The organism is Dietzia sp. WMMA184 (assembly GCF_002441635.1).
Taxonomy (GTDB): Bacteria; Actinomycetota; Actinomycetes; order Mycobacteriales; family Mycobacteriaceae; genus Dietzia; species Dietzia kunjamensis.
Genome location: NZ_NXEI01000001.1, coordinates 2,111,933 through 2,135,809, shown reverse-complemented (window position 1 = coordinate 2,135,809; position 23,877 = coordinate 2,111,933). Strand labels below are relative to the sequence as shown.

General features: G+C 71.1%; 20 protein-coding genes. 13 read left to right on the top strand and 7 right to left on the bottom strand.

What is annotated here, in order from left to right; all coding sequences use genetic code 11:
• Window positions 1-45: 45 nt before the first annotated feature.
• Window positions 46-1,836: a long-chain fatty acid--CoA ligase gene (locus CK206_RS09785; RefSeq protein WP_067714973.1), complete on the bottom strand. Its 1,791-nt coding sequence runs from the start codon at window positions 1,834-1,836 to the stop codon at window positions 46-48.
• A gap of 150 nt (window positions 1,837-1,986) precedes the next feature.
• Here CK206_RS09785 and CK206_RS09780 point away from each other — a divergent pair, with 150 nt between their 5' ends.
• From CK206_RS09780 to CK206_RS09750, 7 genes are all read left to right on the top strand, one after another.
• Complete coding sequence (locus CK206_RS09780) at window positions 1,987-3,198, top strand: GAF domain-containing protein (RefSeq protein WP_082923828.1); 1,212 nt, start codon at window positions 1,987-1,989, stop codon at window positions 3,196-3,198.
• A 227-nt stretch (window positions 3,199-3,425) separates the two neighbouring features.
• Window positions 3,426-4,697, top strand: coding sequence for an NDMA-dependent methanol dehydrogenase (gene mdo / locus CK206_RS09775; RefSeq protein WP_067714967.1), 1,272 nt, complete (start codon window positions 3,426-3,428; stop codon window positions 4,695-4,697).
• A 121-nt stretch (window positions 4,698-4,818) separates the two neighbouring features.
• A complete protein-coding gene (locus tag CK206_RS09770; protein WP_067714965.1) occupies window positions 4,819-5,892 on the top strand; it encodes a MoxR family ATPase in 1,074 nt (357 codons plus the stop codon).
• Entirely contained in the window at window positions 5,889-7,421 is a 1,533-nt protein-coding gene (locus CK206_RS09765) for a VWA domain-containing protein (protein WP_067714962.1), read from the top strand. The genes CK206_RS09770 and CK206_RS09765 overlap by 4 nt, the downstream gene beginning before the upstream one ends.
• Before the next feature lie 25 nt (window positions 7,422-7,446).
• Window positions 7,447-8,610: an iron-containing alcohol dehydrogenase gene (locus CK206_RS09760; protein WP_069389263.1), complete on the top strand. Its 1,164-nt coding sequence runs from the start codon at window positions 7,447-7,449 to the stop codon at window positions 8,608-8,610.
• A complete protein-coding gene (locus CK206_RS09755; protein ID WP_067714959.1) occupies window positions 8,607-9,974 on the top strand; it encodes an ATP-binding protein in 1,368 nt (455 codons plus the stop codon). The genes CK206_RS09760 and CK206_RS09755 overlap by 4 nt, the downstream gene beginning before the upstream one ends.
• The gene (locus CK206_RS09750) at window positions 9,971-10,642 is read left to right on the top strand and encodes a LuxR C-terminal-related transcriptional regulator (RefSeq protein WP_269502984.1); all 672 of its coding nucleotides are present in this window, start codon (window positions 9,971-9,973) and stop codon (window positions 10,640-10,642) included. The genes CK206_RS09755 and CK206_RS09750 overlap by 4 nt, the downstream gene beginning before the upstream one ends.
• Before the next feature lie 60 nt (window positions 10,643-10,702).
• Here CK206_RS09750 and mftM read toward each other — a convergent pair whose 3' ends face one another.
• The gene (mftM, locus tag CK206_RS09745; RefSeq protein WP_082923826.1) at window positions 10,703-11,536 is read right to left on the bottom strand and encodes a mycofactocin oligosaccharide methyltransferase MftM; all 834 of its coding nucleotides are present in this window, start codon (window positions 11,534-11,536) and stop codon (window positions 10,703-10,705) included.
• Between the two features lie 213 nt (window positions 11,537-11,749).
• Here mftM and CK206_RS09740 point away from each other — a divergent pair, with 213 nt between their 5' ends.
• The 3 genes from CK206_RS09740 to CK206_RS09730 are packed head-to-tail and all read left to right on the top strand — an operon-like array spanning window position 11,750 to window position 14,437.
• Window positions 11,750-13,273: an aldehyde dehydrogenase family protein gene (locus CK206_RS09740; protein WP_067714957.1), complete on the top strand. Its 1,524-nt coding sequence runs from the start codon at window positions 11,750-11,752 to the stop codon at window positions 13,271-13,273.
• A complete protein-coding gene (locus tag CK206_RS09735; RefSeq protein ID WP_194307384.1) occupies window positions 13,273-13,755 on the top strand; it encodes a DUF779 domain-containing protein in 483 nt (160 codons plus the stop codon). Before CK206_RS09740 ends, CK206_RS09735 begins: the two co-directional genes overlap by 1 nt.
• Window positions 13,756-13,801: 46 nt before the next feature.
• Window positions 13,802-14,437 carry a hypothetical protein gene (locus CK206_RS09730; protein ID WP_096906265.1) on the top strand — a complete coding sequence of 212 codons (636 nt, stop codon included), beginning with the start codon at window positions 13,802-13,804 and terminating at the stop codon, window positions 14,435-14,437.
• Here CK206_RS09730 and CK206_RS09725 read toward each other — a convergent pair.
• Window positions 14,434-16,008 carry an FMN-binding glutamate synthase family protein gene (locus tag CK206_RS09725; RefSeq protein WP_096906264.1) on the bottom strand — a complete coding sequence of 525 codons (1,575 nt, stop codon included), beginning with the start codon at window positions 16,006-16,008 and terminating at the stop codon, window positions 14,434-14,436. The genes CK206_RS09730 and CK206_RS09725 overlap by 4 nt on opposite strands.
• A 104-nt stretch (window positions 16,009-16,112) precedes the next feature.
• On the opposite strand from CK206_RS09725, the gene CK206_RS09720 reads away from it, so the two are divergent.
• The gene (locus CK206_RS09720; RefSeq protein WP_067714949.1) at window positions 16,113-16,757 is read left to right on the top strand and encodes a maleylpyruvate isomerase family mycothiol-dependent enzyme; all 645 of its coding nucleotides are present in this window, start codon (window positions 16,113-16,115) and stop codon (window positions 16,755-16,757) included.
• A 25-nt stretch (window positions 16,758-16,782) separates the two neighbouring features.
• Here the strand turns inward: CK206_RS09720 and CK206_RS09715 are convergent, their stop codons facing one another.
• Both CK206_RS09715 and CK206_RS09710 read right to left on the bottom strand, forming a co-directional pair.
• Window positions 16,783-17,904 (bottom strand): glycerate kinase, encoded by a 1,122-nt coding sequence (locus CK206_RS09715; protein ID WP_096906263.1) that lies wholly within the window; start codon window positions 17,902-17,904, stop codon window positions 16,783-16,785.
• Window positions 17,905-18,011: 107 nt separating this feature from the next.
• Complete coding sequence (locus tag CK206_RS09710) at window positions 18,012-18,737, bottom strand: hypothetical protein (RefSeq protein ID WP_096906262.1); 726 nt, start codon at window positions 18,735-18,737, stop codon at window positions 18,012-18,014.
• Window positions 18,738-18,961: 224 nt separating this feature from the next.
• Between CK206_RS09710 and CK206_RS09705 the strand changes: the two genes are divergently transcribed.
• Window positions 18,962-20,476 carry an AAA family ATPase gene (locus tag CK206_RS09705; protein WP_067714942.1) on the top strand — a complete coding sequence of 505 codons (1,515 nt, stop codon included), beginning with the start codon at window positions 18,962-18,964 and terminating at the stop codon, window positions 20,474-20,476.
• 51 nt (window positions 20,477-20,527) lie between these two features.
• Here the strand turns inward: CK206_RS09705 and CK206_RS09700 are convergent, their stop codons facing one another.
• Complete coding sequence (locus CK206_RS09700; protein WP_069389262.1) at window positions 20,528-21,679, bottom strand: DUF4185 domain-containing protein; 1,152 nt, start codon at window positions 21,677-21,679, stop codon at window positions 20,528-20,530.
• A gap of 110 nt (window positions 21,680-21,789) precedes the next feature.
• On the opposite strand from CK206_RS09700, the gene CK206_RS09695 reads away from it, so the two are divergent.
• Window positions 21,790-22,353 (top strand): hypothetical protein, encoded by a 564-nt coding sequence (locus CK206_RS09695; RefSeq protein ID WP_227022115.1) that lies wholly within the window; start codon window positions 21,790-21,792, stop codon window positions 22,351-22,353.
• Window positions 22,354-22,405: 52 nt separating this feature from the next.
• On the opposite strand, the gene CK206_RS09690 is transcribed toward CK206_RS09695, so the two are convergent.
• Complete coding sequence (locus tag CK206_RS09690; RefSeq protein WP_069389257.1) at window positions 22,406-23,692, bottom strand: DUF4921 family protein; 1,287 nt, start codon at window positions 23,690-23,692, stop codon at window positions 22,406-22,408.
• Window positions 23,693-23,877 lie beyond the last annotated feature (185 nt).

Here is a 23,877-nt window from a genome sequence, read left to right as displayed (position 1 = left end):
GCGCCCGGAACCCGTCCGGGCCCGGGCGCTCCCACGATCGGCGGATTAGGCGCCGGTGTACAGCGACTCGATCTCGCTGTCGAACCGGTCGTGCACGACCTTGCGCTTGAGCTTGAGGGTGGGAGTGAGTTCGCCGGACTCGACGGAGAACTCGGCCGCGAGGATCTTGAACTTGCGGATGGATTCCGCGCGGGAGACCGACTTGTTGGCCCGGTCCACCGCGTCCTGGACCGCGCCGACCAGGTCGCCGTCCTGCAGCAGGTCCGAGACCTCGCCGGTCTTGCCGTGTCTGTCCCGCCACGCCGGGAACGTCTCCGGGTCGATCGTGACGAGCGCCGCGATGTAGCTGCGGTTGTCGCCCACCACGACGGCCTGGCTGATCAGCGGGTCGGAGGTGAGCAGGTCCTCGAGCTGTGACGGCGAGACGTTCTTCCCGCCGGCGGTGACGATGAGGTCCTTCTTGCGACCCGTGATGGACAGGTAGCCGTCGGAGTCGAGCTCGCCGATGTCACCGGTGTGGTACCACTCGCCGGTCCACGCGGCCTCGCTCGCCTCCGGGTTTCGCCAGTAGCCCTTGAACAGTGTCTTGGCCTTGGCCAGGACCTCGCCGTCCTCGGCGATGCGGATTGTGACGCCCGGGATCGGCGTGCCGACGGTGCCGATCTTGGCCCGGTTGGTCGGGTTGACGGTGAGGACGCCCGAGGACTCGGTCAGGCCGTAGCCCTCGAGCAGGTCGAACCCGGCGCCGCGGAAGAAATGGCCCAGGCGGGCGCCCAGCGGCCCACCGCCCGAGATGATGCGGTCGCATTCGCCGCCCAGTGCGTCGTGCAGCTTCGAGTAGACGAGCTTCGAGTAGAGCTTCTGCTTGACCTTCAGCGCGGCCGACGGCCGGCCGCCGTTCTCGAGGGCCTTGGAGTAGTCGATGGCCGTCTGGACGGCGGCCTTGAAGATCTTGGCCTTCGCGCCACCGGCGTTCTCTGCCTTTGCCGCGGCGGAGTTGTAGACCTTCTCCAGCACGCGCGGCACCGACACCAGGAAGGTGGGGTGGATCTCGCCGAGGCGCTCGATGACCTTGGTGGTGTCCGGCTCGTGCGCCACGGCCACGCGCTTGTAGAAGCAGGCCACCTCCAGGATGCGGGCGAGGACGTGGGCCAGCGGCAGGAAGATCAGGGTGCGGCTGTTGGGTACGAACGCGTCCTGGAGCTGCTCCTCCACGGCCACCACGACGCCGCCGAACCCGCCGTGCAGGATTTCGCAGCCCTTGGGTTTGCCGGTCGTGCCGGAGGTGTAGACGATCGCGCAGGGGTCCTCGTGGCCCATCGCCAGCGAGGCCTGCTCGAGCTCCTCGTCGGAGACGGCCGCGCCGGCCTCGGTGAGCTGGGCGACGAGATCGTTCTCGATGACGAGGATGTCGCCCTGCCACTCGGTCTCCGCGGCGAGCACCCCACGCAGGTCGAGGTCCTCGACCACCGCGACGGTCGCCCCGGAGTCCGTGAGGATCCAGTTGCACTGGGCCGACGACGAGGTCTCGTAGATCGGCACCGTCACCGCGCCGACGGACCAGGCCGCCCAGGCGATCAGCGACCACTCGTAGCGGGTGTGGCTCATGATCGCGAGGCGGTCCCCCGGCTTGACGCCGCGGGCGATGAGGCCCTTGGCCACGCCCTTGACCTCCTCCAGGTACTGGGCGCAGGTGACCTCTTTCCAGTCGCTACCGACGCGGCGCAGCACTGCGACGTCGTTCGGGGCCTCCTCCGCGTTCTTGAACACCAGTCTGGCCAGGTTCGGAACGGGGAAGGGCTTCGAGGCGGGAGGGGTGGCGAACTCGGTCGTCATCGCGATCCTTAGGTCATGTGTGGCCTGTACCACTGTCAAGTGTAGAGGGTTGCTCGCCAACCGTGTTCAGCACGGTCTATTTAGATCCGTTTATGAGGGGCGCGTCAGGTTCGTGATCCTCGTTACTGTGATATGGGTTACACTAGCGTCATGTTCGGGGGTACGGGACCCGCGGCGAGCCTGCTGGTGGCCGAGTCGTGGGAGCGCAGCAGGCACCGGGGGATCGACCCCACGGTGGTCGCGCCGTCGGTCGAACTGGAGGGTCCGGACCTCTCCCGCCACGTGGCGCAGCACCGGATGGCGTCGGTCCTCCCGGTGGTCGAGTCCGTCCTCGTCCCGGGGGTGGTCTCCAGCGGGCACATCGTCGCTGTCGCGGACGAGCGGGGACGACTGCTGCGGGTGATCGGTGACCGCGGGGTCAGGTCCCGCGCGGAGTCCATGGCGTTCATCCCCGGCGCGGTCTGGACGGACGAGGCGGTCGGGGCCAACGCGCCGGGGCTCGCGCTGAGGCACGACACCGAGGTGCGGGTCCGCGGATCCGAGCACTATCTTGAGATGGCCCACGAATGGAGTTGTGCGGCGGCACCGGTCCACGACCCCGCCACGGGTGAACTGATCGGGCTCATCGACGTCACCGGCCCGAGCAGCGCCACCTCGGACCAGATGCTCGCGCTGATACGGGCGACGGTGATGCTCGCCGAGGGCGAGCTGCGCACGGCCGCCGGCCTCGTCGTCCCCCGGCGAGGCGGGGTCGACCACCCCCTCGGAGGGCGTGTGAGGCTGCGGGTGCTCGGTGCGGGGGCCGGCGTCCTCGACGGGGACGGCCCGGGAGGCGCGGGGCGTGCCCTGACCGGCAGGCATGCCGAGATCTGTGTCCTGCTCGACGCGAATCCGGAGGGGTTGACGGGAGGGGCGCTCGCGGAACTGCTCGCCGACGACAGGCTCGACGAGGTCAGCGTCCGCGCCGAGGTCTCCCGCCTCCGGCGGGTGTTCGGGCCGGATGTGGTGGCCTCGAGGCCCTACCGCCTGGCCCCGGGCGCTCTGGTCACCGACGTCCGAGAGGTCACGGACGCACTCGATTCCGGGGACGTGATGAAGGCGGTGGCCTCCTATCCGGGACCTATCCTGCCGGCCTCGGACGCTCCCGGGGTGGCCGACCTGCGGCTCGAGCTCCACTCGATGGTGCGGGCCGCGGTCCTGTCCGCTGATCGGCTCCCCGTCCTCAGGGCCTGGGTCGCCGGCGCCGGGCGGGAGGACCTCGCCGCGTGGCGGAGCCTGGCCCGGTCCCGGTACGCGGACGCCTCCACCGTCGCGGCGGCCGAGGCGCGGTGTCGCGTCCTCGATCAGCGCTTCGGGGCGTGAGGGGCGCGGGGATCGCGACGGCGACGGTGGCCTGAATGTCGGGGACGAATCGGCCCGGGCCCGTCCGTTCGGGTAGGTGCGGCGGTGCCATCCGGGTTGTCCGTGTGTGCCGGGTGGACAGAACACCGCAGTAGCTGTTCCGGACAGGGCGGCCGCCGGGCAAGAGTGATCGGTGTCACATTCACCGCCCCGCCGAAGGTGGGGGTCGCTCGAGCAGGAGGCGCACGATGGCGATCGAACTGAATCAGATCTGGGACATGCCGATCAAGGAGTTCCACCCTCTCCCCAAGGCTCTGCTGGGTGTCGGAGCACACGACATCCTCGGCGTGGAGGCCAAGAAGCTGGGGATGACCCGGGTTCTCATCATGACCACCGGACTACGCGGGTCGGGGATCATCGAGGAGCTCAAGGGCAAGATCGAGTATCAGGGGCTCGACGTCGTGGTCTTCGACAAGGTCGAGTCCAACCCGAAGGACTACAACGTCATGGACGCCGCGGCCCTCTACAACTCGGAGAAGTGCGACGGCATCATCTCGGTGGGCGGTGGCTCCAGCCACGACGCCGCCAAGGGCGCGCGCGTGGTGATCGCCCACGACGGCCGCGACATCAACGAGTTCCAGGGCTTCTCCAAGTCCACCAACTTCGAGAACCCGCCGCACATCGCGGTGTCCACCACTGCGGGGACCGGTGCGGAGACCTCGTGGGCCTACGTGATCACCGACACCTCGGACATGGACCACCCGCACAAGTGGGTCGCGTTCGACGACGCCAGCCTGGTCTCGCTGGCGATGGACGACCCGCTCCTCTACTACTCCTGCCCCCAGCACTTCACCGCCTACTGCGGCTTCGACGTCCTCGCGCACTGTTCGGAGCCGTACGTCTCGCGGCTCGACTTCGCCCCGTCGCTGGGCAATGCGTTGTACGCGACCAAACTCGTGGCGGACAACCTCACGACGGCCGTGTACGACCCCCGCAACCTCGAGGCGCGGACCGGGATGATGAACGCGCAGTACATCGCGACGCAGGCGTTCAACTCGGGCGGCCTGGGCATGATCCACTCGATGTCCCACGCGATCAGCGCCTACTACGACACGCACCACGGTCTGAACAACGCGATCGCCCTGCCCCGGGTGTGGGAGTACAACCTGCCGTCCCGCTACCAGCGCTACGCGGAACTCGCGCCGCAGATGGGCGTGGACACCCGCAACATGACGACCGTCCAGGCCGCCGACGCCGCGGTGGAGGCCGCCATCCGGTTGTCCAAGGACGTCGGTATCCCCGACAACTTCAGTCAGATCACGCCCGGGCTGTACGAGAAGAACCAGATGGACACGGGCAAGTACAAGGGCAAGGGCGACAGGATCGATACCTCGGCGGAGAACATCCGCAGGATCGCCGAACACATGATGGGGGACGCGTGCACCCCGGGTAACCCGCGTGAGTCCACGGTCGAGTCACTGATCCCGATGGTCGAACACGCGATGACCGGTTCGTACTGACCGTCTCGCGCCGGCAGGTCGCACTAACCCCACCAGGTCCTCCCCGGGGGCGGGCGAGCGGATCCGTCCCGCGCGCCCCCCGGGGGGACACCACCATCCAGAACACGGGAAGGGCCCGACCATGGACGTCATCGACGATCGCCCCGACGAGGTGGGTCCCGCGGACGCGGTGATCGACGTGGAGGTCCTGCAGGAGGCGCTCCGCGGGACGGGCTACATCATCGACCGGGAACTCGCGACGGTCGTGCACCTGGCGACGGTCCTCGACAGGCCGCTGCTGCTGGAGGGGCCGGCCGGTGTGGGCAAGACCGAGCTGGCCAAGTCGCTCGCCTCCGCGTTCGGTCGGCGGCTAGTCCGGCTGCAGTGCTACGAGGGACTCGACGACGCCCGGGCACTGTACGAGTGGGACTACGCCAAGCAGTTGCTCCACGTCCAGATGCTCCGGGATCGGATCACGGTGGAACTGCAGGTGCACGAGGATCTCGCCGCCGCCTCTGCCGCGCTGGCGGAGATGGAGGTGGGGATCCACGGTGAGGACTTCTTGGTCACTCGGCCGCTGCTCGAGGCGATCATGTCCGAGGACCCGGTGGTCCTGCTCATCGACGAGATCGACCGGACGGAGGAGTCGCTCGAGGCGATGCTGCTCGAGGTGCTCGCGGAGAAACAGGTGACGATCCCGGAGCTCGGCACCTACCGCGCACGCACCACCCCCTGGGTGATCCTCACCTCGAACGACACCCGGGAGCTGTCGAGTGCCCTCAAGCGCCGGTGCCTGCACTTCCACGTGGACTTCCCAGACGCCGCACGGGAGACGGAGATCGTCCGATCCCGCGCACCGGAGGTTCCGGAGACCGTGGCGGCCGATGTGGTGGAGAAGGCGCGGCGACTGCGCGAGATGCCGCTGCGCAAGCCTCCGTCGATCTCCGAGGTGGTGGACGCGGCCCGCGCCGCGTCGGTGTGGGGAGGAGACGGTCCGGAGCTCGGCTGGGTCCTGTCCGCCGCCCTTCTGAAGTACCGGTCCGACGACGATGTCGCCCGCGGCGTGCTCGGCGGTGGGGGCGCCCCCGGAGAGGAGCCGGCAGGGAACGGGCGGGACATGAGGGCGGCCGCCGATGCGACCGGGGCGTCGACCTCCGCCGCGTTCGGGGCCGGTCGGGCCCGCAGCGGGGCCGGGCGCGGGACCGGACGGCGATGACGACCGGGACGGCGTCCCGCCTCTCGCCCTCGGATGTCCTTGACATCGCCTCCGTGGCGTTCGGCCGACTCCTCAGGGAGCGCGAGGTGGCGGTCTCCCCGGCCGAGGTGGTGGAGCTGCGGACAGTCCTCGCGATGGTCGGGACGTCCCGGCCCGAGGCCCTGCGGGCGGCGCTCCGTGCGGTGACGGTCAAGTACCAGCGGGAGAACCGGGGATTCGACGCGGTGTTCGACCGCTTCTTCCTGGGCGTGCTGACCACCCGTACCGAGGACGCCGGAGGGGCCCACGGCGGCGCCCCGCAGGTGGGCGGACTGCCCGACGAACTGGAGCTGGACACGGACGAGTCCTCGCCCTCCACCCCGTCGGACCTGGACCCGGCCGAGATCGGGGATCTGGTCGAGGGAGACGAGACGAGCCGGCGGAACGAGGACATGCACTACGACGACTCAGACTTCTCGACCGCGACCGGGGAGGAGGAGTTCGCGGTCCAGGAGGGGGCGGAGCGGTGGCAGTCCTCGGTCACCTACGAGATCGAGGTGGACCGCGCGTCATCGGACCATGTCGGCGAGATGGGGTCCTCCGCGATCTCGGTGTCCGGTGAGGAGTCGTTGGAATGGGCGGACGCGCTCGACGTCCTGCGGACCCTCGACGGCTACGACGCCCGTCAGGTGTATGCGGCGCACGGTGACGACGGCGGGGATCTGAGAGGCGAGCAGGCGGGGATGTTCGTCGACGCGGTGCTCGCGTTCCTGAAGAGCCTCCCGGAGGACGCCACCGACGGACGTGTCGACGACGACGAGGTCCGGGGTGGCCGGGAGGTGACCGACAGCGCCGACCTCGAACGCGCGTCCCACGAGGTGATGCGCCGCATCCGTGGCGCCCCCCGCCGACGATCGCGACCGTTCGCCCGCGGACTGCTCGATTCTCGCTCCACGTTGGGTCGGGCGTGGGCGACGGACGGCGAGGCGTTCACCATCATGAACCGGACCCGCGTCCCCGGTCCGCTCAAGCTGCTGATCCTGGTCGACGTGTCGCTCTCGGTCCGGCCCGTCACCGGCTTCGTCCTGCGGCTGGCCCAGAGCCTGCACCAGAAGGTCAACCGGTGTTCGGTCGTCGCCTTTGTCGACCGACCCGTCGACGTGACGGACCACCTCCTGTCGTCGTCCGGCGAGAACGCGCTGGCGACCGTCCTGTCCGCACCCGGACTGGATCTCGAGGCGAGCAGCGACTACGGCCGGATGTTCGCCGAGCTGCTCGACCGCAACGGCGACCTGATCGACGCCCGGACCTCGGTCCTCATCGTGGGTGACGGGCGGAGCAACGGGCTCGATCCGCGGGAGGACCTGGTGGGCCGCATCAGCAGGCGGGCCCACCGGATGGCGTGGATCACCCCGGAGGCCCGGAGGTACTGGAACCGGCCCACGTGCGGACTGAGCGCGTATGCGCGATACCTGGACGGGGTGGTGACCGCGCGTGACCCCGCGGAACTGTCCGAACGGGCAGGTCTGCTGGGAAGCTCGCTCGCCTGAGATGCCCCGGGCCTATCGTGAGGTCATGTCGTCGGAAGGCCGGGTGGCGAAGTTCCACGCGCCGGAGATCCTCTTCGGCTTCGGAGCCCTGCCCGAGGCCGCGACCGCCGCCATGGGACTGGGCGCACGTCGCCCCCTCGTCGTCACCGATCCGTGGCTCGAACTCACCCCGTGGCCGGGCACGGTCGTCGAGGGGCTGAGGGCACAGGGTGCCGAGCCGGTCGTGTGGTCCGACGTCCGCCCCAACCCGCGCGCGTCCCAGATCCTCGAGGGCGCGCAGACCTATCACTCCTCGGGGTGCGACGTGATCGTGGCGGTGGGCGGCGGCTCGGTGATCGACGCCGCCAAGGGGGTCGCGCTCGTCGTCTCCAACGGCGGGCACGTCCTCGAGTACGAGGGGGTCGACCGTGTCCGGCTGCCGCTGCCCCCGGTGGTGGCCGTGCCGACGACGGCGGGCAGTGGGGCCGACGTCTCGCAGTTCTGCGTGGTCAACGACTCGGACCGCCGGACCAAGGTGACCATCGTGAGTCGGTCGCTGGTGCCGGACGTGACGGTCATCGACCCGAGTACCCATGCGACCGTCCCCGAGGACGTGGGGGCGGCGACCGCGATCGACGTGCTCTCGCACGGGGTGGAGGCGTACTTCTCGCGCGCGGCGGGCCCGCTGACGGACTCCCACGCCCTGCGGTCCGTGGAGCTGTGCGCGCGGTCGCTCGACAGGCTCGCGGCCGGCGAGAGGCTCAGTCACGTGCAGCTGGAGGACATGGCGCTGGCGTCGCTCGAGGCGGGGATGGCGTTCAGCAACGCCGTGCTGGGGGCGGTCCACGCGATGAGCCACCCGGTGGGCGGGCGGTACGACTCGTCCCACGGCCAGATCAACGGGGTCCTGCTGTCCCATGTCGTCCGACACAACGGGGTGGTGATGCCTCCGGACCGCATGGCCGGCCTGGCGCGCGCGGCCGGCGTCACCGTCGGTTCCCGGGGCGGCCAGGTGACGGACCGGGTCGCGGACCGCTTCCGGGACCTCTCCGCGTCGGTCGGGATCCCGTCGGGACTCTCGCTCCTGGGAGTCCGGGGCGAGGACATCCCCACGTTGGCCGCGCACGCGCTCGACGATCTCTGCATGGCCACGAATCCGCGTCCCGTCACCCTCGAGGACGTCGAACGGCTCTATCGGGAGGCGTCATGACCGAGGGGCCCACGGACCTGGACTCACTCCTCGGCCTGCGGTCGGTCAAGAGAAGTTTCTTCGACCAGTACCGTGCGGCCGAATCGCGGCTGCGACGGTCCATGCACGCACTCGATCGCGTCTCCGGGGCGCTGGTGCGGACCGCCGAGGGGCCCGAGGAGTTGATGCTGTCCGTCCTCAGGGTCGCGTACGACCAGCTCGACGCCCAGTGGGCGCTGGTGGCCCTCCGGGACGGTCAGCTCCCGTCCGTCGAACCACGGCACGTCCTCGTGGACCCCGAGGGGCGCTTCGTGGCGTTCGAGGGGCGGGATCTCGCGCCGGTGCCGGACGGTCTGCCCAAGGGTGTGGTCAACGTCCTGCTCGCGGTGCTCCGGGGCGGCCGCTCCGCCGAGGTGGCCGAGGCCGGCGGCCCCGACGCGGTGACCGTGCCGCTGATCCTGCACGGCGGGGTGATCGGCGGGCTGGCGTCGTGGCGCCACCCCGGGAGACCGGCCGATGACATCGACACCGTGGTCCTGCGGATCCTCGCCGCGCAGGCGGCCGTGGCCCTGCACAACTCCGTCCTGTTCCGGGACAAGGAGACGCTGCTCGCGCGGGCGGAGGAGGCGTACGAGGAGGCCCGGGGGCACGTGGTGGAGCTGTCCCGGCGGAACTCCGAACTCGAGATCGCCCACCGGGAGCTCGACGCCGCGCATCGCCAGCGGATCCTCGACGTGGAACGGTCGCGGATGGCCCGGGAACTCCACGACAGCGTGTCCCAGCTCGTCCTCGGCGCGGGGATGCATCTCCAACTCGGCCTCGACGCGGTGGGACGGGCCGAGCAGCAGCGGCCGCTGCTCGAGAAGGCGGTGCATCTGACCGACCAGGCCGTCGAACAGTTGCGGTCCGTGATCTACGCCCTCCGCACGATCGACGACGGTGACGGGAGCCTGAGTCGGCTGATCGAGGATCTCTGCCGTCTCCACGTCCCGTCGAGCATGTCCACCGAGGTCAGGCTCCTCGGCAGCGAGTTCCCCACGACCCACGAGATCGAGCACGAGTTGCTCCGGATCGCCGGTGAGGCGCTCGCGAACGCCGCGAGACACTCGCGGGGGAACGGAGTGGTGGTGACTGTGGACTTCAGTGACGAGGCCGTGGGTCTGACCGTGGAGGACGACGGCGAGGGCCGGCCGGAGGACCTGCGCCACCTGCTCGAAGCGGCCCGGACCGGGTCCCCCGACGAGCGCCACGGGCTGGTCAACATGAGGGAGAGGGCGGAACTGGTGGGGGGCGTGATGAGCATCGCGGAGTCCGAGCTGGGCGGGGTGGCGATCACGGTGGTGGCGCCCCGCGTCGACGGTGCGGACCGGCGGCCGGTCCGATGACCCCGTCGGCGGCCGGCCCCATGACCCCACCGGCGACGATCCGCACCGTCCTGGTGGACGATCACGCGGTCCTCCGAGAAGGGCTGCGGCTGATGCTGCAGCGGGAACCCGATATCGAGGTGGTCGGGGAGGCGTCGACCGCGGACTCGGCGCTGGAGGTCATCACCTCGACCCGCCCGGACGTCGCGGTGATCGACCTCAAACTAGGGAGCGGCTCCGAACTCGACGGACTGCGGGTCTGTGCAGCGGTCCGGGACCTGTTCCCCGACGTCGCCCCGCTGGTGCTCACCACCTTCCTCGACAAGGCGATAGTCGTGCGTGCGGTCCGGGCCGGAGCACGTGGGTACGTGGTCAAGAACGTGGATGTCACCGAGCTGGTGACCGCCGTCCGGTCGGTGTCGGCGGGGCAGAGCGCCTTCGACACCCGGACCGCGTCGATGGTGCTCGACGCTCTCAAGGGCGGGGGCTCGGCGTCCGAGGCCCTGTCGGCCCGGGAGATCGAGGTCCTGACGCTGCTGGCGGAGGGGATGTCGAACAAGGAGATCGGTCAGGCCCTGTTCATCTCGGCCACCACCGCCAAGTTCCACATCAGCAACATCCTGCGCAAACTCAAGGTCTCCCGGCGTGCCGAGGCGGTGTACGTGGCCAGTCGGCAGGGGTTGCTCTGACCGGCGACGGGCGGGGGTGGGAGGCGAGCGGGGCTGGAGTAGGGCGGGTGGCGAGAGGACTCACGTGTCCACCACGAGCCATCCCCCGTGGTGTTCGTCGACCCTCGTCCGGATACCGGCCGACCGGCCGTGTCCGACCGTCGCGATCCGGGCGGCCAGGCTCGTCAGTGTGGGGATGTCGAAGGTCCGGACATGCCCGTACTGTGCCACCGCCACCGCCTCGAAGGGGACGGCGATCACCAGACGGCGTCGCGCCAGACGGAGGGCTTCGCGGACCATGTCCCAGCCGGCGTCCTCGTCGAGGTGCTCGAGGACGTGGACGAGGTAGACGGTGTCCGCGGTGTCCGTCGCCAAGGGAGTCGTCCGCGCGTCGAGACAGACGGGGGTCGGCAGGGTGTCACCGGCCGGTGCGCAGGTCCGGAGCAGCTTGAGGACGGTGGGGTCCAGATCTGCCGCGATGGTCCCGGCCCCCTCCCGTGAGAGCCGCAGGGACAGGAACCCGAAGCAACACCCGATCTCCAGCGCCGAGTCGCCGACCAACTCCGCCACCGCCCGGTCGTGGACCGGGGAGAACGGGCAGTGGCCGTTTGTCAGTGCTGCGATCGAGGACCGGTAGTAGTCGGACCAGCACTCCTGCCAGCTCCCGTCCCGGGAGGTCACGAGCGCGGTCACGGCCCGGTGGAACTCGTCCACGGTGTGGAGGACCCCGGTGTCGAGCAGGTCTCGGGACATGGCCGGGATCACCGCCTCGCTCACCTCGTCGTGGCTGAGGTCGTGCCCGATCCGTACCCGATGGGCGTCGGCCACGACGGTGAACGCCCCGAAGCGTCGGCCCGGTCCGCCCCGGATCGCGGAAATCTCTCGGGTCGCCCCGGGTCTCGCGGTGGTCTCCATGGGGGCTGACGGTAGGGCGGTCGGGACGTCCGCGGCGAGGGGATGCGGTGGATTCCGGCAGGTCGAACGGGTGGGGCCTGTCCGGTCGGGCAGTGCCCGCACGGAGTCGGACGGAATCGTCCGTCGTGCAACGTTGCTGCAACCCCGCCGCGGATAGTGTCCTACATCACAGCGACGACCACGGGGGTCGCGCGGAGGAGAAGGAGGGGCACGATGCCCGTTTTCGCACAGCCCGGCGCCGATGGTTCGGTGATGTCCTACGAGAGCCGCTACGAGCACTACATCGGCGGCGAGTGGGTGGCACCCGTCAAGGGCGAGTACTTCGAGAACGTCACCCCGATCACCGGTCAGGTCTTCTGCGAGGTCGGCCGCGGCACCTCCGAGGACATCGAGGCGGCCCTGGACGCCGCGTGGGCCGCCGCCCCGGCCTGGAACGCCACCTCCGCCGCCGAGCGCTCGCTGGTCCTGCTCCGGATCGCCGACCGCATGGAGGAGAACCTCGAGGCCATCGCCCTGGCCGAATCGTGGGACAACGGCAAGCCGATCCGCGAGTGTCTGGCGGCCGACATCCCGCTGGCGATCGATCACTTCCGCTACTTCGCCGGGTGTATCCGCGCGCAGGAGGGCGGGATCTCACAGATCGACGAGGACACGGTGGCGTACCACTTCCACGAGCCGCTCGGCGTGGTCGGCCAGATCATCCCGTGGAACTTCCCGGTCCTCATGGCGGTGTGGAAGCTCGCCCCGGCACTGGCCGCGGGCAACTGCGTGGTGCTCAAGCCGGCCGAGCAGACCCCGGCGTCGATCCTGTTCCTGCTGTCGGTGATCGGTGACCTCATCCCGCCCGGCGTGCTCAACGTGGTCAACGGCTTCGGCGCCGAGGCGGGCAAGCCCCTGGCCTCCAACCCGAGGATCCGCAAGGTCGCCTTCACCGGCGAGACCACCACCGGGCGGCTGATCATGCAGTACGCCTCCGAGAACCTCATCCCGGTGACCCTCGAGCTGGGCGGCAAGAGCCCCAACATCTTCTTCGCCGACGTCATGGACGCCGACGACGACTTCCGGCAGGCCGCACTCGAGGGGTTCGCGATGTTCGGCCTCAACCAGGGCGAGGTGTGCACGTGCCCCTCGCGCGCGCTGGTGCAGAAGTCGGTCTTCGACGAGTTCACCGAACTCGCGATCGAGCGCACCAACAAAATCACCCAGGGCAACCCGCTCGACACCGACACCATGCTGGGCGCGCAGGCCTCGGGCGATCAGCTGGAGAAGATCCTGTCCTACATCGACATCGGCAAGCAGGAGGGCGCGGACGTGCTCACCGGCGGCGCCCGGGCGGAGCTCGACGGTGACCTGGCGGGTGGCTACTACGTGCAGCCGACCGTCTTCCGCGGTCACAACAAGATGCGGCTGTTCCAGGAGGAGATCTTCGGGCCGGTCCTGTCCCTGAGCTCGTTCACCGACTTCGACGACGCCATGACCATCGCCAACGACACCCTCTACGGACTCGGTGCCGGTGTGTGGTCGCGCAACGGCACCACCGCCTACCGGGCCGGCCGCACCATCCAGGCCGGCCGCGTGTGGACCAACACCTACCACCAGTACCCGGCGCACGCGGCGTTCGGCGGCTACAAGCAGTCCGGCATCGGCCGCGAGAACCACCGCATGATGCTCGACCACTACCAGCAGACCAAGTGCCTGCTCGTGAGCTACTCGGGCAAGCCGCAGGGCTTCTTCTGATGGACGACGTGTGCGGGTTGCCCTCGGGCGGGAGCGTGCGCATCGCCGCGCGGGCGCTCCCCCCGGAGGGCGCGCCCGCCGACCTACCGCCGCGCCTCGTGGCGACCGAGCCGGCCGTCGAGCTCATCCGCGAGCTCGTCGGCCGGCACGGCCCGGTGATGTTCCACCAGTCCGGCGGGTGCTGCGACGGCTCGGCGCCCATGTGCTATCCCGACGGTGAGTTCCGTGTGGGGCAGCGCGACGTGTTGGTGGGGGAGCTGGACCTGGCACCCGGGGTCCGCGTGTGGATCTCGGGCTCCCAGTTCGAGACGTGGAAACACACGCAGTTGGTGCTGGACGCGATCCCGGGACGCGGCTCGGGGTTCAGCCTCGAGAACCCCACCGGCAAGCGGTTCCTGTCCAGGGCCCGAACGTTCGACACCGCCGAGCTCGCCGCACTCGAGGAGTTCCCGCCGAGGCTGGGCTCGGAGCTGGAGGAGTAACCCGATCCGGCGCGGATCAGCGGGGTTTCGGCGGTAGAGTCCGACCATGGACACGGATCGCACGGCCTCCGCTGACCCGCTCGACGCCCCCGTCGGGTTCCTCACCCCCGAGCTGCGGGCTGACCTGCTGAGACGCTGGAACGAGCCACAGCGGCGGTACCACAACGAGACGCACCTGCGGGCCGTGCTCCGGGCCGTGGACGCGCTCGAGGCGGACGGGGAGACCTTCGACGCCACGGCGGTCCGGCTGGCCGCGTGGCTGCACGCCGCGGTGTTCGACCCCGCGGGCGCGGAGAACAACGAGAAGTCGGCGGCGCTGGCCGAGGAACTGCTCGACCCGGCCGCGCCCGTCGAGGAGGTCGCGCGCCTCGTCCGCCTCATGGGCGGGCACCGGATCGAGCCCGGAGACCTCGACGGGGCCGTCCTCTCGGACGCCGATCTGGCCGTGCTGGGTGCCGACCCGGAGACCTACGATACCTACGCCGCGGACGTGCGGCACGAGTTCGCCCACGTCCCGGGCGAGAGGTTCGTCGCCGGGCGGATCGCCGCGCTCGAGGGACTGCTCGAGCGCAGGTCCGTGTTCCTCACCCGCGCGGGTCGCGACATGTGGGAGAAGCAGGCCCACGCCAACCTCAATCGCGAGCTGGGCCTGCTGCGCGCGGGGGCCGCCGGGGGCGACTAGTCCGGTTCGACGCCCGGCGGGGTGATCGCCGCGGTGTGCTCGGCGACGCCGGCGGCGACCATGATCTCGGTGACTGCCCGCGCGTCGTCCGGCCCGGGCAGCCCCCAGCCGTCGCCGTAACCGTAGATCTCGGCGAGCGTGTGCGAGTCCCGGGTGCCGCGGGCGAGTTCGACATCGGTGGGCCCGATCAGGCCGGGGTGGGGGACGCCGACGGCGCCCGCGACCTTGACGAGCTCGCGTCGTAGCGACCGGATGTAATTGGAGCAGCGTTCGGCCATCGCGGTGGGCTCCACCCCGCGCACCAGCCACGGGTTCTGCGTGGCGACACCGGTGGGGCAGCCGCCGGTGTGGCACTTCTGCGCCTGGATGCACCCCACTGACAGCATGGCCTCCCGCGCGACGTTGATCATGTCCACGCCCAGTGCGAGCGCGACCACGGCGTTCTCCGGGATGCCGAGCTTGCCGGCGCCGATGAACACGACGTCATCGGTGAGTCTCGCTTCGGCGAAGATCGAGTACACGCGCGGGAAGCCGAGGCGGAAGGGCAGGGACACCGCGTCGGTGAACACGAGCGGACCGGCGCCGGTGCCGCCCTCCCCGCCGTCGATCGTGATGAAGTCGACGCCGCGGTCGCGCGGGAGCATCGCGGTGGCGAGTTCCTCCCAGAAGGTCATGTCGCCGATGGCCGACTTGATGCCGACGGGCAGGCCGGTGCGGTCGGCGATGTCCTCGACGAGGTCGAGCATCGAGTCGACGTCGCTGAACGCGGTATGCCGGGAGGGGCTCGCGCAGTCCTCACCCATCGGGATCCCGCGGATCGCAGCGATCTCCTCGCTGATCTTGGCGGCGGGGAGGAGCCCGCCCAGGCCGGGTTTGGCGCCCTGGGAGAGCTTGATCTCGATCGCCCGGATCGGGTGCTTCTCGGTGAGCGCGACCAGCTTGTCGATGTCGAACCGTCCCCGGTCGTCGCGGACCCCGAAGTAGGCGGTGCCGATCTGGAAGATGAGGTCCGCGCCGTTCTGGTGGTAGGGGCTCAGGCCGCCCTCACCCGTGTTGTGGAGGGCTCCCGAGAGGGCGGCACCCCGACCCAGAGCCTCGACCGCGGGCGCGGAGAGCGAGCCGTAGCTCATCGCCGAGATGTTGACCAAAGAGTCCGGCCGGAACGCGCGGGCCCGGCCGCGGGCGGCGCCGAGCACCTTGGCGGGCGGGAGCGGGAGCTGCTGTCCGGAATGGGGGAGCGCGGACAGGGTGACGTCACTGAAGGTGCGCTGTTTGATGATCGGGTAGCCCTCGAGGAACTCGATATCGTTGTCCGTACCGAACCCGAACGTGGTCCCCCGGGACTCGGCGGACTCGTAGATCCAGTCGCGCTGATCCCGGGTGAACGGCCGTTCCTCGTCGTTGCTGGCGACGATGTACTGCCGCAGCTCGGGTCCGATGGCGGTCAGCGCCATGCGGGCGTGTCCGAGGACGGGGAACGTCCGCAGGATCGGGAACCTGGTCTGCCGCAGGTCCGTGGCCGCGACCGCGGCCAGGGCGGCCAGGGGCGCGCCGAGGAGCCACTTGCGCATGTCGACCTCCAGTCGGGGGCGGGGACGGTTCCATCATGGACCACACCGCCGGGCGGGGCCGCGTGGTTCGATGAGACCACCCCAACCGCGACGGAGGAGTTCTCATGGGCCGCACCCGTGCCGACCGGGACCGACTGTGGGCGGCGATCCACGTGGAACGCGCGGCCCTGGCCGACGAGCTGGGGGCATTGCGCGACGCGGAGTGGCGCACCGGGTCGCTGTGCACCCGGTGGAGCGTGGAGAAGGTCCTCGCCCATCTGACGGCGGTCGCCCGGACGGGCCGGGTCCGGTGGGTCCGCAGCATCGTGGGTGCGGGGTTCGACACCGACAAGCACAACCGGCGGAGGATGCGGGAGCAGCTCCGCGACAGCCCCGGCGGGACGCTGGAGAACTTCGTCGACTCGTCGTCGCTCCGCGTGTCACCCTTCGGGGACCCCGCGGCGTGGCTCGGCGAGACGATCGTGCACGCGGAGGACATCCGCCGGCCCCTCGGCCTGACCCGCGCCTACCCCGTCGATCCCCTGACCGGGGTCGCGCGGTTCTATGCGTCGCAGGACTTCGCGGTGAACAGTGCGAGGCTCGTGAAGGGACTGCGCCTACGGGCGACCGACGGGCCGTTCGAGGCCGGCGCAGGTCCGGAGGTAGAGGGGCCGACGCTGGCGCTGGTGATGGCCATGGCGGGCCGGCCGGTGTTCCTCGACGAGCTGTCCGGCGGGGGAGTGGACGAACTGCGCCGGCGTATCGGCTGACCGCACCGCTGGTGACAACGCCGCCTCAGGGCAGGATGCGGGAGACGACCTCGGCGGCGACCTCCTCGAGCAGCGGGCCCGCGTTGGCGATGGAACGGGCCAGGTCGGGTTCCCGTTCGGTGAGTGCGGCCGCCGCCGCGAACCCGGCCTCGGCGACCCGGTCGGCCCCCAGATCCAGGCGGCCACACACCGCGACCACCGGGACGGCGTGGGACCGGCACAGGGCCGCCACTCCCATCGGGGTCTTGCCGTGCATGGTCTGGTCGTCGAGTCGGCCCTCGCCCGTGATCACCAGGTCGGCGGCGGACAGGACGTCCTCGAGACCGGTGAGGGTGCCGAGCACCTCGAACCCCGGGTCGAGGGAGGCGCCGAGCAGCTCACGGGCGATGAAGCCGACCCCGCCGGCCGCGCCGGAGCCGGGCGCATCCGGGTCGACGTCGAGTCCCTGCGCTCGCAGGACCCGCACCAGGCGGGTCAGGCCGGCCTCGAGCTCGTCGAGTTGGTCCGGGATCGCGCCCTTCTGCGGGCCGTAGACGCGGGCCGCGCCCAGCGGACCGAGCAGCGGGTTGTCCACGTCGCAGGCGACGAGGATGCGGGCGGCGCGGACGGCCGGGTCGAGGCCGTCGAGGTCGATCCGGTCGAGGTTGACCAGCGCGCCGCCGCCGTCGGGCAGCTCCGTGCCGGAGGAGTCCAGGAAACGCGCACCGAGAGCGGCGAGCATCCCGGCGCCGCCGTCGGTGGACGCGCTGCCGCCGATGCCCAGGTGGATGTTGCCGCGGCCGGATCGCAGCGCGGCCAGCATCACCTCGCCGACCCCGCGGCTGGACGCCTCCAGGGGGCGGGCCTCGCCGCCGGGCAGTCGCAGCAGGCCGCAGGCGTCCGCCATCTCCACGAACGCGGTGTCGGGGTCGATGGCGGCGAACGAGGTCTCGACCGGCTCACCGGTGGGCCCCGATGCCGTGACGGGCACGGTGCGGGCGCCGCCGGCGACCATCACCTCGAGACTGCCGCCCCCGCCGTCGGCGACCGGGCGTTCCAGGACATCGGTGTCGGGGTGCGCCCGACGGGCGCCCTCGGCCGCGTGGTGGCACGCCTCGACAGCGGTGAGGGAGCCCTTGAAGGCCCCGCAGGCCACGACGATCGTCACACCTGCATCATCCCCCATGAGTGTCGGCGGACACACGACGGCCCGGGATCGTGAGGGGGAGGGGCACGATCCCGGGCCGGGAAGGCGCGTCGTGGACGCGGGGGTTATCAGCCCAGCGAGCCGAAGTTCAGCCCGGCGTCGGCCTCGACCTCGGCGTCGGCGTCGACGGTGGCGCCGGTGGTGGTGTCGTCCTCGGCGCCGGAGCTCAGGCCGGCGAGCGACCCGCTCAGCGACCCGGTCTCGGCGGCGGTCTCATCGACGGGGGGCTCATCGGTGGTCTCGTCACCCGAGCCGAGCGAACCGCTGGTGGCCGGGGCCTCCTCGACGACCGCGGCGGTCGCGACGCCGTCGGTGTCATCGGTGGTCTCGTCGCTGCTGCCCAGCGAGCCGCTGTCGGCGTCGGCGTCGGTCGCATCCTCGTCGGCGGAGCCGGTGGCCGACCCGGTCGCGGTCTCGGTCTCGTCCTCGGCGGAACCGGAGTTGCCGTCGATCAGCGCGCTGCCGGTGTTCGGCGAGACGCCGAGGCTACCCAGCTCGACGGAGCCCGGGTTGGGGGTCTCGGCATCGAGGTTGAGGTTGAACGCCAGGCTGCCCAAGTCGAGGTTGAGGTCGGTGCCCAGGGCGCCCTCGAGGCTGCCGTCCTCGCCCGTGATGTCGGCGAGGCTGCCGCTGTCACCTGCGAGGTCCTCGAGGCTGGCGGTGGGGTCGGTGGGGGCCTCGGTCTGCGCGGCGGCCAGGCCCGGGAACGCGATGGCGGCACCGAGTCCGAACGCGCCGACGGCGGCGATCTTCGCGGTGGTGCGGTTGGTGGTCTTCCGGTGAGTGTTCGTCATAGAGCACGTCTCCGATCTACATCGACCCCGATGTCTCTCATCGCGGGCACCCCGGTCGGAAGCGAGGTGCGTCAGCGACCCTACAAGCGGCCTGCGAGAGCGCAAGGGGTCCGAATCGTGAGGGCGCGTTGATGTAACACTCCGGTCACTCGCGTGTCCCCGGGGGGTCGGGCGGGTCCGTCGGAGGCGCCACGGGCGGCGTCGTGCCTGCCTAGGCTGGGTCCATGACCGTGTCCGGAGCATCCGATCCCGCGACGCCGGGCCCTCCGGGCCTCGTGGAGACCCACAGTGCGCTCATCATCCTCTGGGGTGACCAGGCTCACAAAGTGCGCAAGCCACTGGATCTCGGCTTCCTCGACAACACCACCGTCGAGGCGCGGGCGGAGCAGAGCCGCCGTGAGGTCGAGCTCAACAGTCGACTGGCCCCGGACGTCTACACCGGCGTGCTGGAGGTGAGGGGCCCCGACGGCGAGGTGATCGATCACGTCGTGCGGATGCGTCGCCTCCCCGCGCACCGGAGCCTCGCCGCGCTGGTGCGGTCGCGGCAGGAGGGCTCGACCGGGGACGGCGATCCGGACATCGTGGCCGGCATCCGCGAGGTGGCCCGGCAGATCGACCACCTCCACGCCGCCAGCCCCCGCTCGGAGGAGATCGACGCCGCGGGCTCCCCCGCCGCGGTGGCGCGGTTGTGGGCGGAGTCCCTCGACCACCTGCGCGGACTCGACGTGGGTAGGGACGCCCCGGAGATCGTCGACGACATCGCGGCCCTGGCGTCGGGCTACCTGCGGGGGCGGGCCCCGCTGCTGCGGTCCCGCGTGGCGGCCGGCCGGGTCGTCGACGGCCACGGGGACCTCCTCGCCGCCGACGTCTACCTCACCGACGACGGACCGCGGGTGATCGACTGCCTCGAGTTCGACGACCGGCTCCGGTTCGGCGACGCGATGCTGGACATCGCATTCCTGGCGATGGATCTCGACGCCGCGGGGGCGCGGGACCTCGCCGTCGTCCTCCTCGAGGCCTACCGCGACTTCTCCGGCGATGACGCGCCGCCCTCGCTGGTCCACCACTACATCGCCTACCGTGCCCTGGTCCGCTCCAAGGTGACCGCCATCCGCGCCGAGCAGGCCGACGACGGGGCCGCCGGCGGCGAGGCCCGCCGGGCGCTGGTGTTGGCGGACCGGGCGGTCGACTCACTGCTGCGGTGCCGTGTCCGTCTGGTGCTGGTGGGCGGGGTGTCCGGGTCCGGTAAGTCCACGCTGGCCGCGCCGCTGGCAGAGGCGCTGTCGGCGGACCTGCTGCGTTCCGACGTGGTCCGCGGGGAGATCGCGGGCGCCGCCGCCGACCGGTATTCGGACGCGGCGATCGACGCGGTCTACGCGGAGATGCTCGCCCGCGCCGCCGGGCTGCTCGCGCAGGGGCGAACGGTGGTGCTGGACGCCACCTGGCTGGAGCCACGGCGCCGCGCGGAGGCCGAGACCGTGGCCGTGGACGCGCACGCCGAGCTGGTGGAGATCGCGTGCACCGCGCCCCGCGACGAGCTGGTTCGGCGGATCACCGCGCGGGCGGCCGTGGGCGCCGACCCGTCCGAGGCCACGGTGGAGGTCCTGGACTCCCAGCTGGTGGCGACGCCGCCGTGGCCGGATGCGATAGAGGTGGACACCGCCGGGCTCGACGTGCGCGACCACGCCGCCGTGCACCGGTGGGCCGAACGCGAGCTGGGGCCACTGCCCTGGGCGTGAGCCGCCAGGGCCCCTGGTCCGCCGGGCCCCTGGTTGAGCCGCGATCCTGGCTCAGCCGCGCGGCGGGCGCGGGATCGAGCCGACGAACTGCATGGACCGGTACGGCCACCCGGCGGGCCCGGCGGCCGAGTCGTGGGTGTTCCACTGGCTCACCACGAAGTGCCACTCCTCCGGCGTGGATCCCGGCACCGGGCAGCCGCAGTAGAGCTGGGCGACCCGCGCGGGCCCGGCCCCGGGGTCGGAACCGTCCGACTCGTCGCCCCACGCACTCCCGTGCAGGAGCGTGGTGTGCGTGGTGACCGAGCGGTCGAGCAGGTCGGCCCCGATGTGCGGGAACGTCAGACAGTCGATGCGGTAGTGCTCGGCATCGAAGTAGGTGAGGGTCCAGAAGTCCTCGCACCGACGCAGGTACATCTCGCCGATCCGGCCGGGCAGCACGATGGTCGTGGGATTGCCCCAGCCCCAGGCGCCCTTCCGGAAGCCCCAGGTCTGCCACCTGCGGAGGTCGGGATCCGCGAGGTGCTCCTCACGCACCCGCATGAGGATGACGCCCTTGTCCCGTTGGAACCCTGTGGACAGGACGTAGACGAACCCGTCCCCGCCGAGCTCCCACGTCCAGAGTTGGCGATGGCCGCCCTCGAGGAGGGGCGAGAACTCCGCCCCCGTGGGCTCCCAGGTCCGGCCGTCGTCGGTCGACCGGTGGATCCGGGTGCGGGTGACGGTGCCCAGGCCGTCGTTGACCATGACGTGCAGGTACATGGTGTCTCCGATGGTGAGCACGTCGCTCGGGAGGACGGTCGAGCAACCGCGGCCGTGCACATAGTCGATCAGCTGGGCGGCGTAGTCCCGCGGGCCCGGGCCGGCGGCGTCCGTCCACTCGAGCCCCTCGGACAGGTCGACGGTGTCGGAGAACAATCCGGCGGGGGAGCGCCAGTCCGGGTTTCCGGGTCCGGGACGCTCATCCGTGGTGGGGGCACACTGCTCGATACCCGGGTGCGGACGCCCCACATGGGGGGCGCCCATCCCGGCGCCGGCGAAGGTGTCGCCGAACACCGCGAGCAGGCGCCCGGACGGGGTCCGGGTCAGGATGCCCAGATCCGTCCCTTCCATCCCGAAGACCGTGGTGATCCCGGGTCCGGTGAGGTCCCGGACCTTGCGGGTGGCCGATGTGCGGGACGCAGTGGGCGGCGGCGGATCCGTCATGGGGCCGACGCTACCGCGCAACCGGTCGGGCGGCACCAGACTCGTTGTCAGGTCACAATTCTGGCGAAGCGGGCCCCACGCCCCGAACCGCGGGGCGTATGGTCATCGGCGTGACCCATCCCTTCGCACGGGCCGGGCGGGAGCTCGTCCCCGGCCACTGGCTCGGCCCCGCAGCCGTTCTGGCGCTCGGGTGTGCCACGGCGTGGACGCTCATCGGGTTCGGACACGGCGCGCCGTTGGCGGCCGTGGTGCTCGTCGCGGCACTGGTGCTGGCCCTGTGGAACTCCCCGCTGCGCGCCTCCGGTCACGAGCCACTCCAGACCGTGCGGTCCGTCGCCGACGCGGGTCGCGCCGTGGTGGTGCTGTGGAGGCCGGGGTGCCCTTATTCGTCGGCGCTGCGTCGCCGGGCCGCCCGTGAGGGACTCGACGTCCACTGGGTCAATATCTGGCGGGACGAGGACGCCTATCAACTGTGTTGCAGCATCAACGGCGGCTCGGAGGAGACGCCCACCGCGATGCTGCTCGACGCGGGTCTCGCCGCGCCGGTGGTGATCCCGGCCTCCGTCCCGGGCATCCGTGAGGCCACCGCCGCCCCCGCGCGGGGCGTCATCCACACGCGTGTCGTCTCACGCGCCTCCGGCCGCGTCCGCGGCCTCGGCGTCCGCGGCCACTGACCCGCCCTCCCGCCGGCCGGGCGTGGCCACCACCTCGTCGTCGTCGTCGTCCTCACCGCCCGTACCGAAGTGCCCCCCGCACGTCCCCGCACTCGGTGCCCACCGCCATGTGGGCGATCCGGCCCTGCGCGCGGAGCTCTGCCAGGCGCGGTACCACCCGGTCACGCAAGCCCCACGGGTCGATCGTGTTGACGTAGACGCCGGTCGCGCCCTCGAAACCGGCGGGTGTCGAGATGCGCCACTTCAGCACGATCCGCCACGGCATGGCCGCGACACCCCGTTCAGGCGGGCGGGTGTGCCACTCCTCGTTACACGGCACCAGCCGACCCGTCGCCGCGTGGCAGGCGTGCAGCAGATCCGAGACGCCGCGCAGCTCGGCCGCCGAATGCTCCCACGGCGCGCTCGCCGCCGACCGCGAGTAGACCACCAGCGCGGGGTAGCGGTGCCCCACGCCCACCACCGCGACCGCGTGCTCGTTTTCCGCCAGCACCAACCCCTCGGCCGCGGCGTGGTCCACACCGAGCCGGTTGTAGAGGTCGGTGTCGCCGCCCAGCGCGGCCGCCTCGCGGGCGGTCTTGGCGGGGATCTCGTCGATCGCCACCAGCTGTTTGTGCAGGTGCGCGAACGAGGCGCCCGCGGGCGCGAGCCAGTTCTGGAACACCGACACGTACCGCGCGTGTGCGTTGTCGCGGTACAGGCCTCGCATCGCGCGGACCGTGAAGGCGGTGAACTGCTCGTGCTCGGCGGGGGTCAGGTCGCCCGACGCGGCGTGGCGGTCGCTGGCGGTGGCGCCGTCGGTGAGATGACGGCGTGCCACCACCACGTCGTGACAGCCGCCGAAGAAGCTCTCCGAGTGCGTGGCCAGTTCGGCCGGGCCCATGGCATCCACGGCCGACGGGTCGCCCTGCGCTGCGGCGATGCGGGCGCGGACCAGCGCGCGGACGTGCTCGGCGCCGGACGGGGTCGCGAGATACGCGGACTGGTGGGCGGCCGCGCGGGCCGGGATGCGGTAACCGTGCACGGCCTTCCAGTAGTCCAGTGAGACGATCTCGAAGAGATTGCCGAACAGCCGGAACTCCGGGGTCGTGGCATCGAGCTCGTCGGCGGACACCTCCTCGAGCACCCGCCAGGTGTCGCCGTCGCGGATTACGCGCGCCTTCTCCGGGGTGGTCTCGCGCAGCCGGGTCACACAGAACGGGCAGTGCGCCTCCGCGGCGGACGGGTCCACCGCGGTGACCCGCCCGGGGGAGTGGTCGATGGGCCGGTGCGCCCGACCGGGCACGGTCCACACCTCGGTGCCGGTGAACGGATTGGTCTGCTTGACCGTGCCGTCCGCCATGCGGCGAAGCGGCGGGACCGGGGACGACAGGGTGTGGGGCGCAGTGGTCACCCATCGAGCGTAGGTGGCCGCAGGCCGCTGACGAGGTCAAATATATGTCGTTTCACCGGTAGTAATGTGATCTAGGTAACAGTATTCTGAGTTTACGCGATGTTTAGGTCAGGTAAGGGGATCGGTGCAGGCGA

What these genes read in the sequence shown, in the direction of transcription:
- CK206_RS09785 (WP_067714973.1), bottom strand. Translation starts at nt 1,836, where the DNA reads ATGACGACCGAGTTCGCCACCCCTCCCGCCTCGAAGCCCTTCCCCGTT.
- CK206_RS09780 (WP_082923828.1), top strand. Translation starts at nt 1,987, where the DNA reads ATGTTCGGGGGTACGGGACCCGCGGCGAGCCTGCTGGTGGCCGAGTCG.
- mdo (WP_067714967.1), top strand. Translation starts at nt 3,426, where the DNA reads ATGGCGATCGAACTGAATCAGATCTGGGACATGCCGATCAAGGAGTTC.
- CK206_RS09770 (WP_067714965.1), top strand. Translation starts at nt 4,819, where the DNA reads ATGGACGTCATCGACGATCGCCCCGACGAGGTGGGTCCCGCGGACGCG.
- CK206_RS09765 (WP_067714962.1), top strand. Translation starts at nt 5,889, where the DNA reads ATGACGACCGGGACGGCGTCCCGCCTCTCGCCCTCGGATGTCCTTGAC.
- CK206_RS09760 (WP_069389263.1), top strand. Translation starts at nt 7,447, where the DNA reads ATGTCGTCGGAAGGCCGGGTGGCGAAGTTCCACGCGCCGGAGATCCTC.
- CK206_RS09755 (WP_067714959.1), top strand. Translation starts at nt 8,607, where the DNA reads ATGACCGAGGGGCCCACGGACCTGGACTCACTCCTCGGCCTGCGGTCG.
- CK206_RS09750 (WP_269502984.1), top strand. Translation starts at nt 9,971, where the DNA reads ATGACCCCGTCGGCGGCCGGCCCCATGACCCCACCGGCGACGATCCGC.
- mftM (WP_082923826.1), bottom strand. Translation starts at nt 11,536, where the DNA reads ATGGAGACCACCGCGAGACCCGGGGCGACCCGAGAGATTTCCGCGATC.
- CK206_RS09740 (WP_067714957.1), top strand. Translation starts at nt 11,750, where the DNA reads ATGCCCGTTTTCGCACAGCCCGGCGCCGATGGTTCGGTGATGTCCTAC.
- CK206_RS09735 (WP_194307384.1), top strand. Translation starts at nt 13,273, where the DNA reads ATGGACGACGTGTGCGGGTTGCCCTCGGGCGGGAGCGTGCGCATCGCC.
- CK206_RS09730 (WP_096906265.1), top strand. Translation starts at nt 13,802, where the DNA reads ATGGACACGGATCGCACGGCCTCCGCTGACCCGCTCGACGCCCCCGTC.
- CK206_RS09725 (WP_096906264.1), bottom strand. Translation starts at nt 16,008, where the DNA reads ATGCGCAAGTGGCTCCTCGGCGCGCCCCTGGCCGCCCTGGCCGCGGTC.
- CK206_RS09720 (WP_067714949.1), top strand. Translation starts at nt 16,113, where the DNA reads ATGGGCCGCACCCGTGCCGACCGGGACCGACTGTGGGCGGCGATCCAC.
- CK206_RS09710 (WP_096906262.1), bottom strand. Translation starts at nt 18,737, where the DNA reads ATGACGAACACTCACCGGAAGACCACCAACCGCACCACCGCGAAGATC.
- CK206_RS09705 (WP_067714942.1), top strand. Translation starts at nt 18,962, where the DNA reads ATGACCGTGTCCGGAGCATCCGATCCCGCGACGCCGGGCCCTCCGGGC.
- CK206_RS09700 (WP_069389262.1), bottom strand. Translation starts at nt 21,679, where the DNA reads ATGACGGATCCGCCGCCGCCCACTGCGTCCCGCACATCGGCCACCCGC.
- CK206_RS09690 (WP_069389257.1), bottom strand. Translation starts at nt 23,692, where the DNA reads ATGGCGGACGGCACGGTCAAGCAGACCAATCCGTTCACCGGCACCGAG.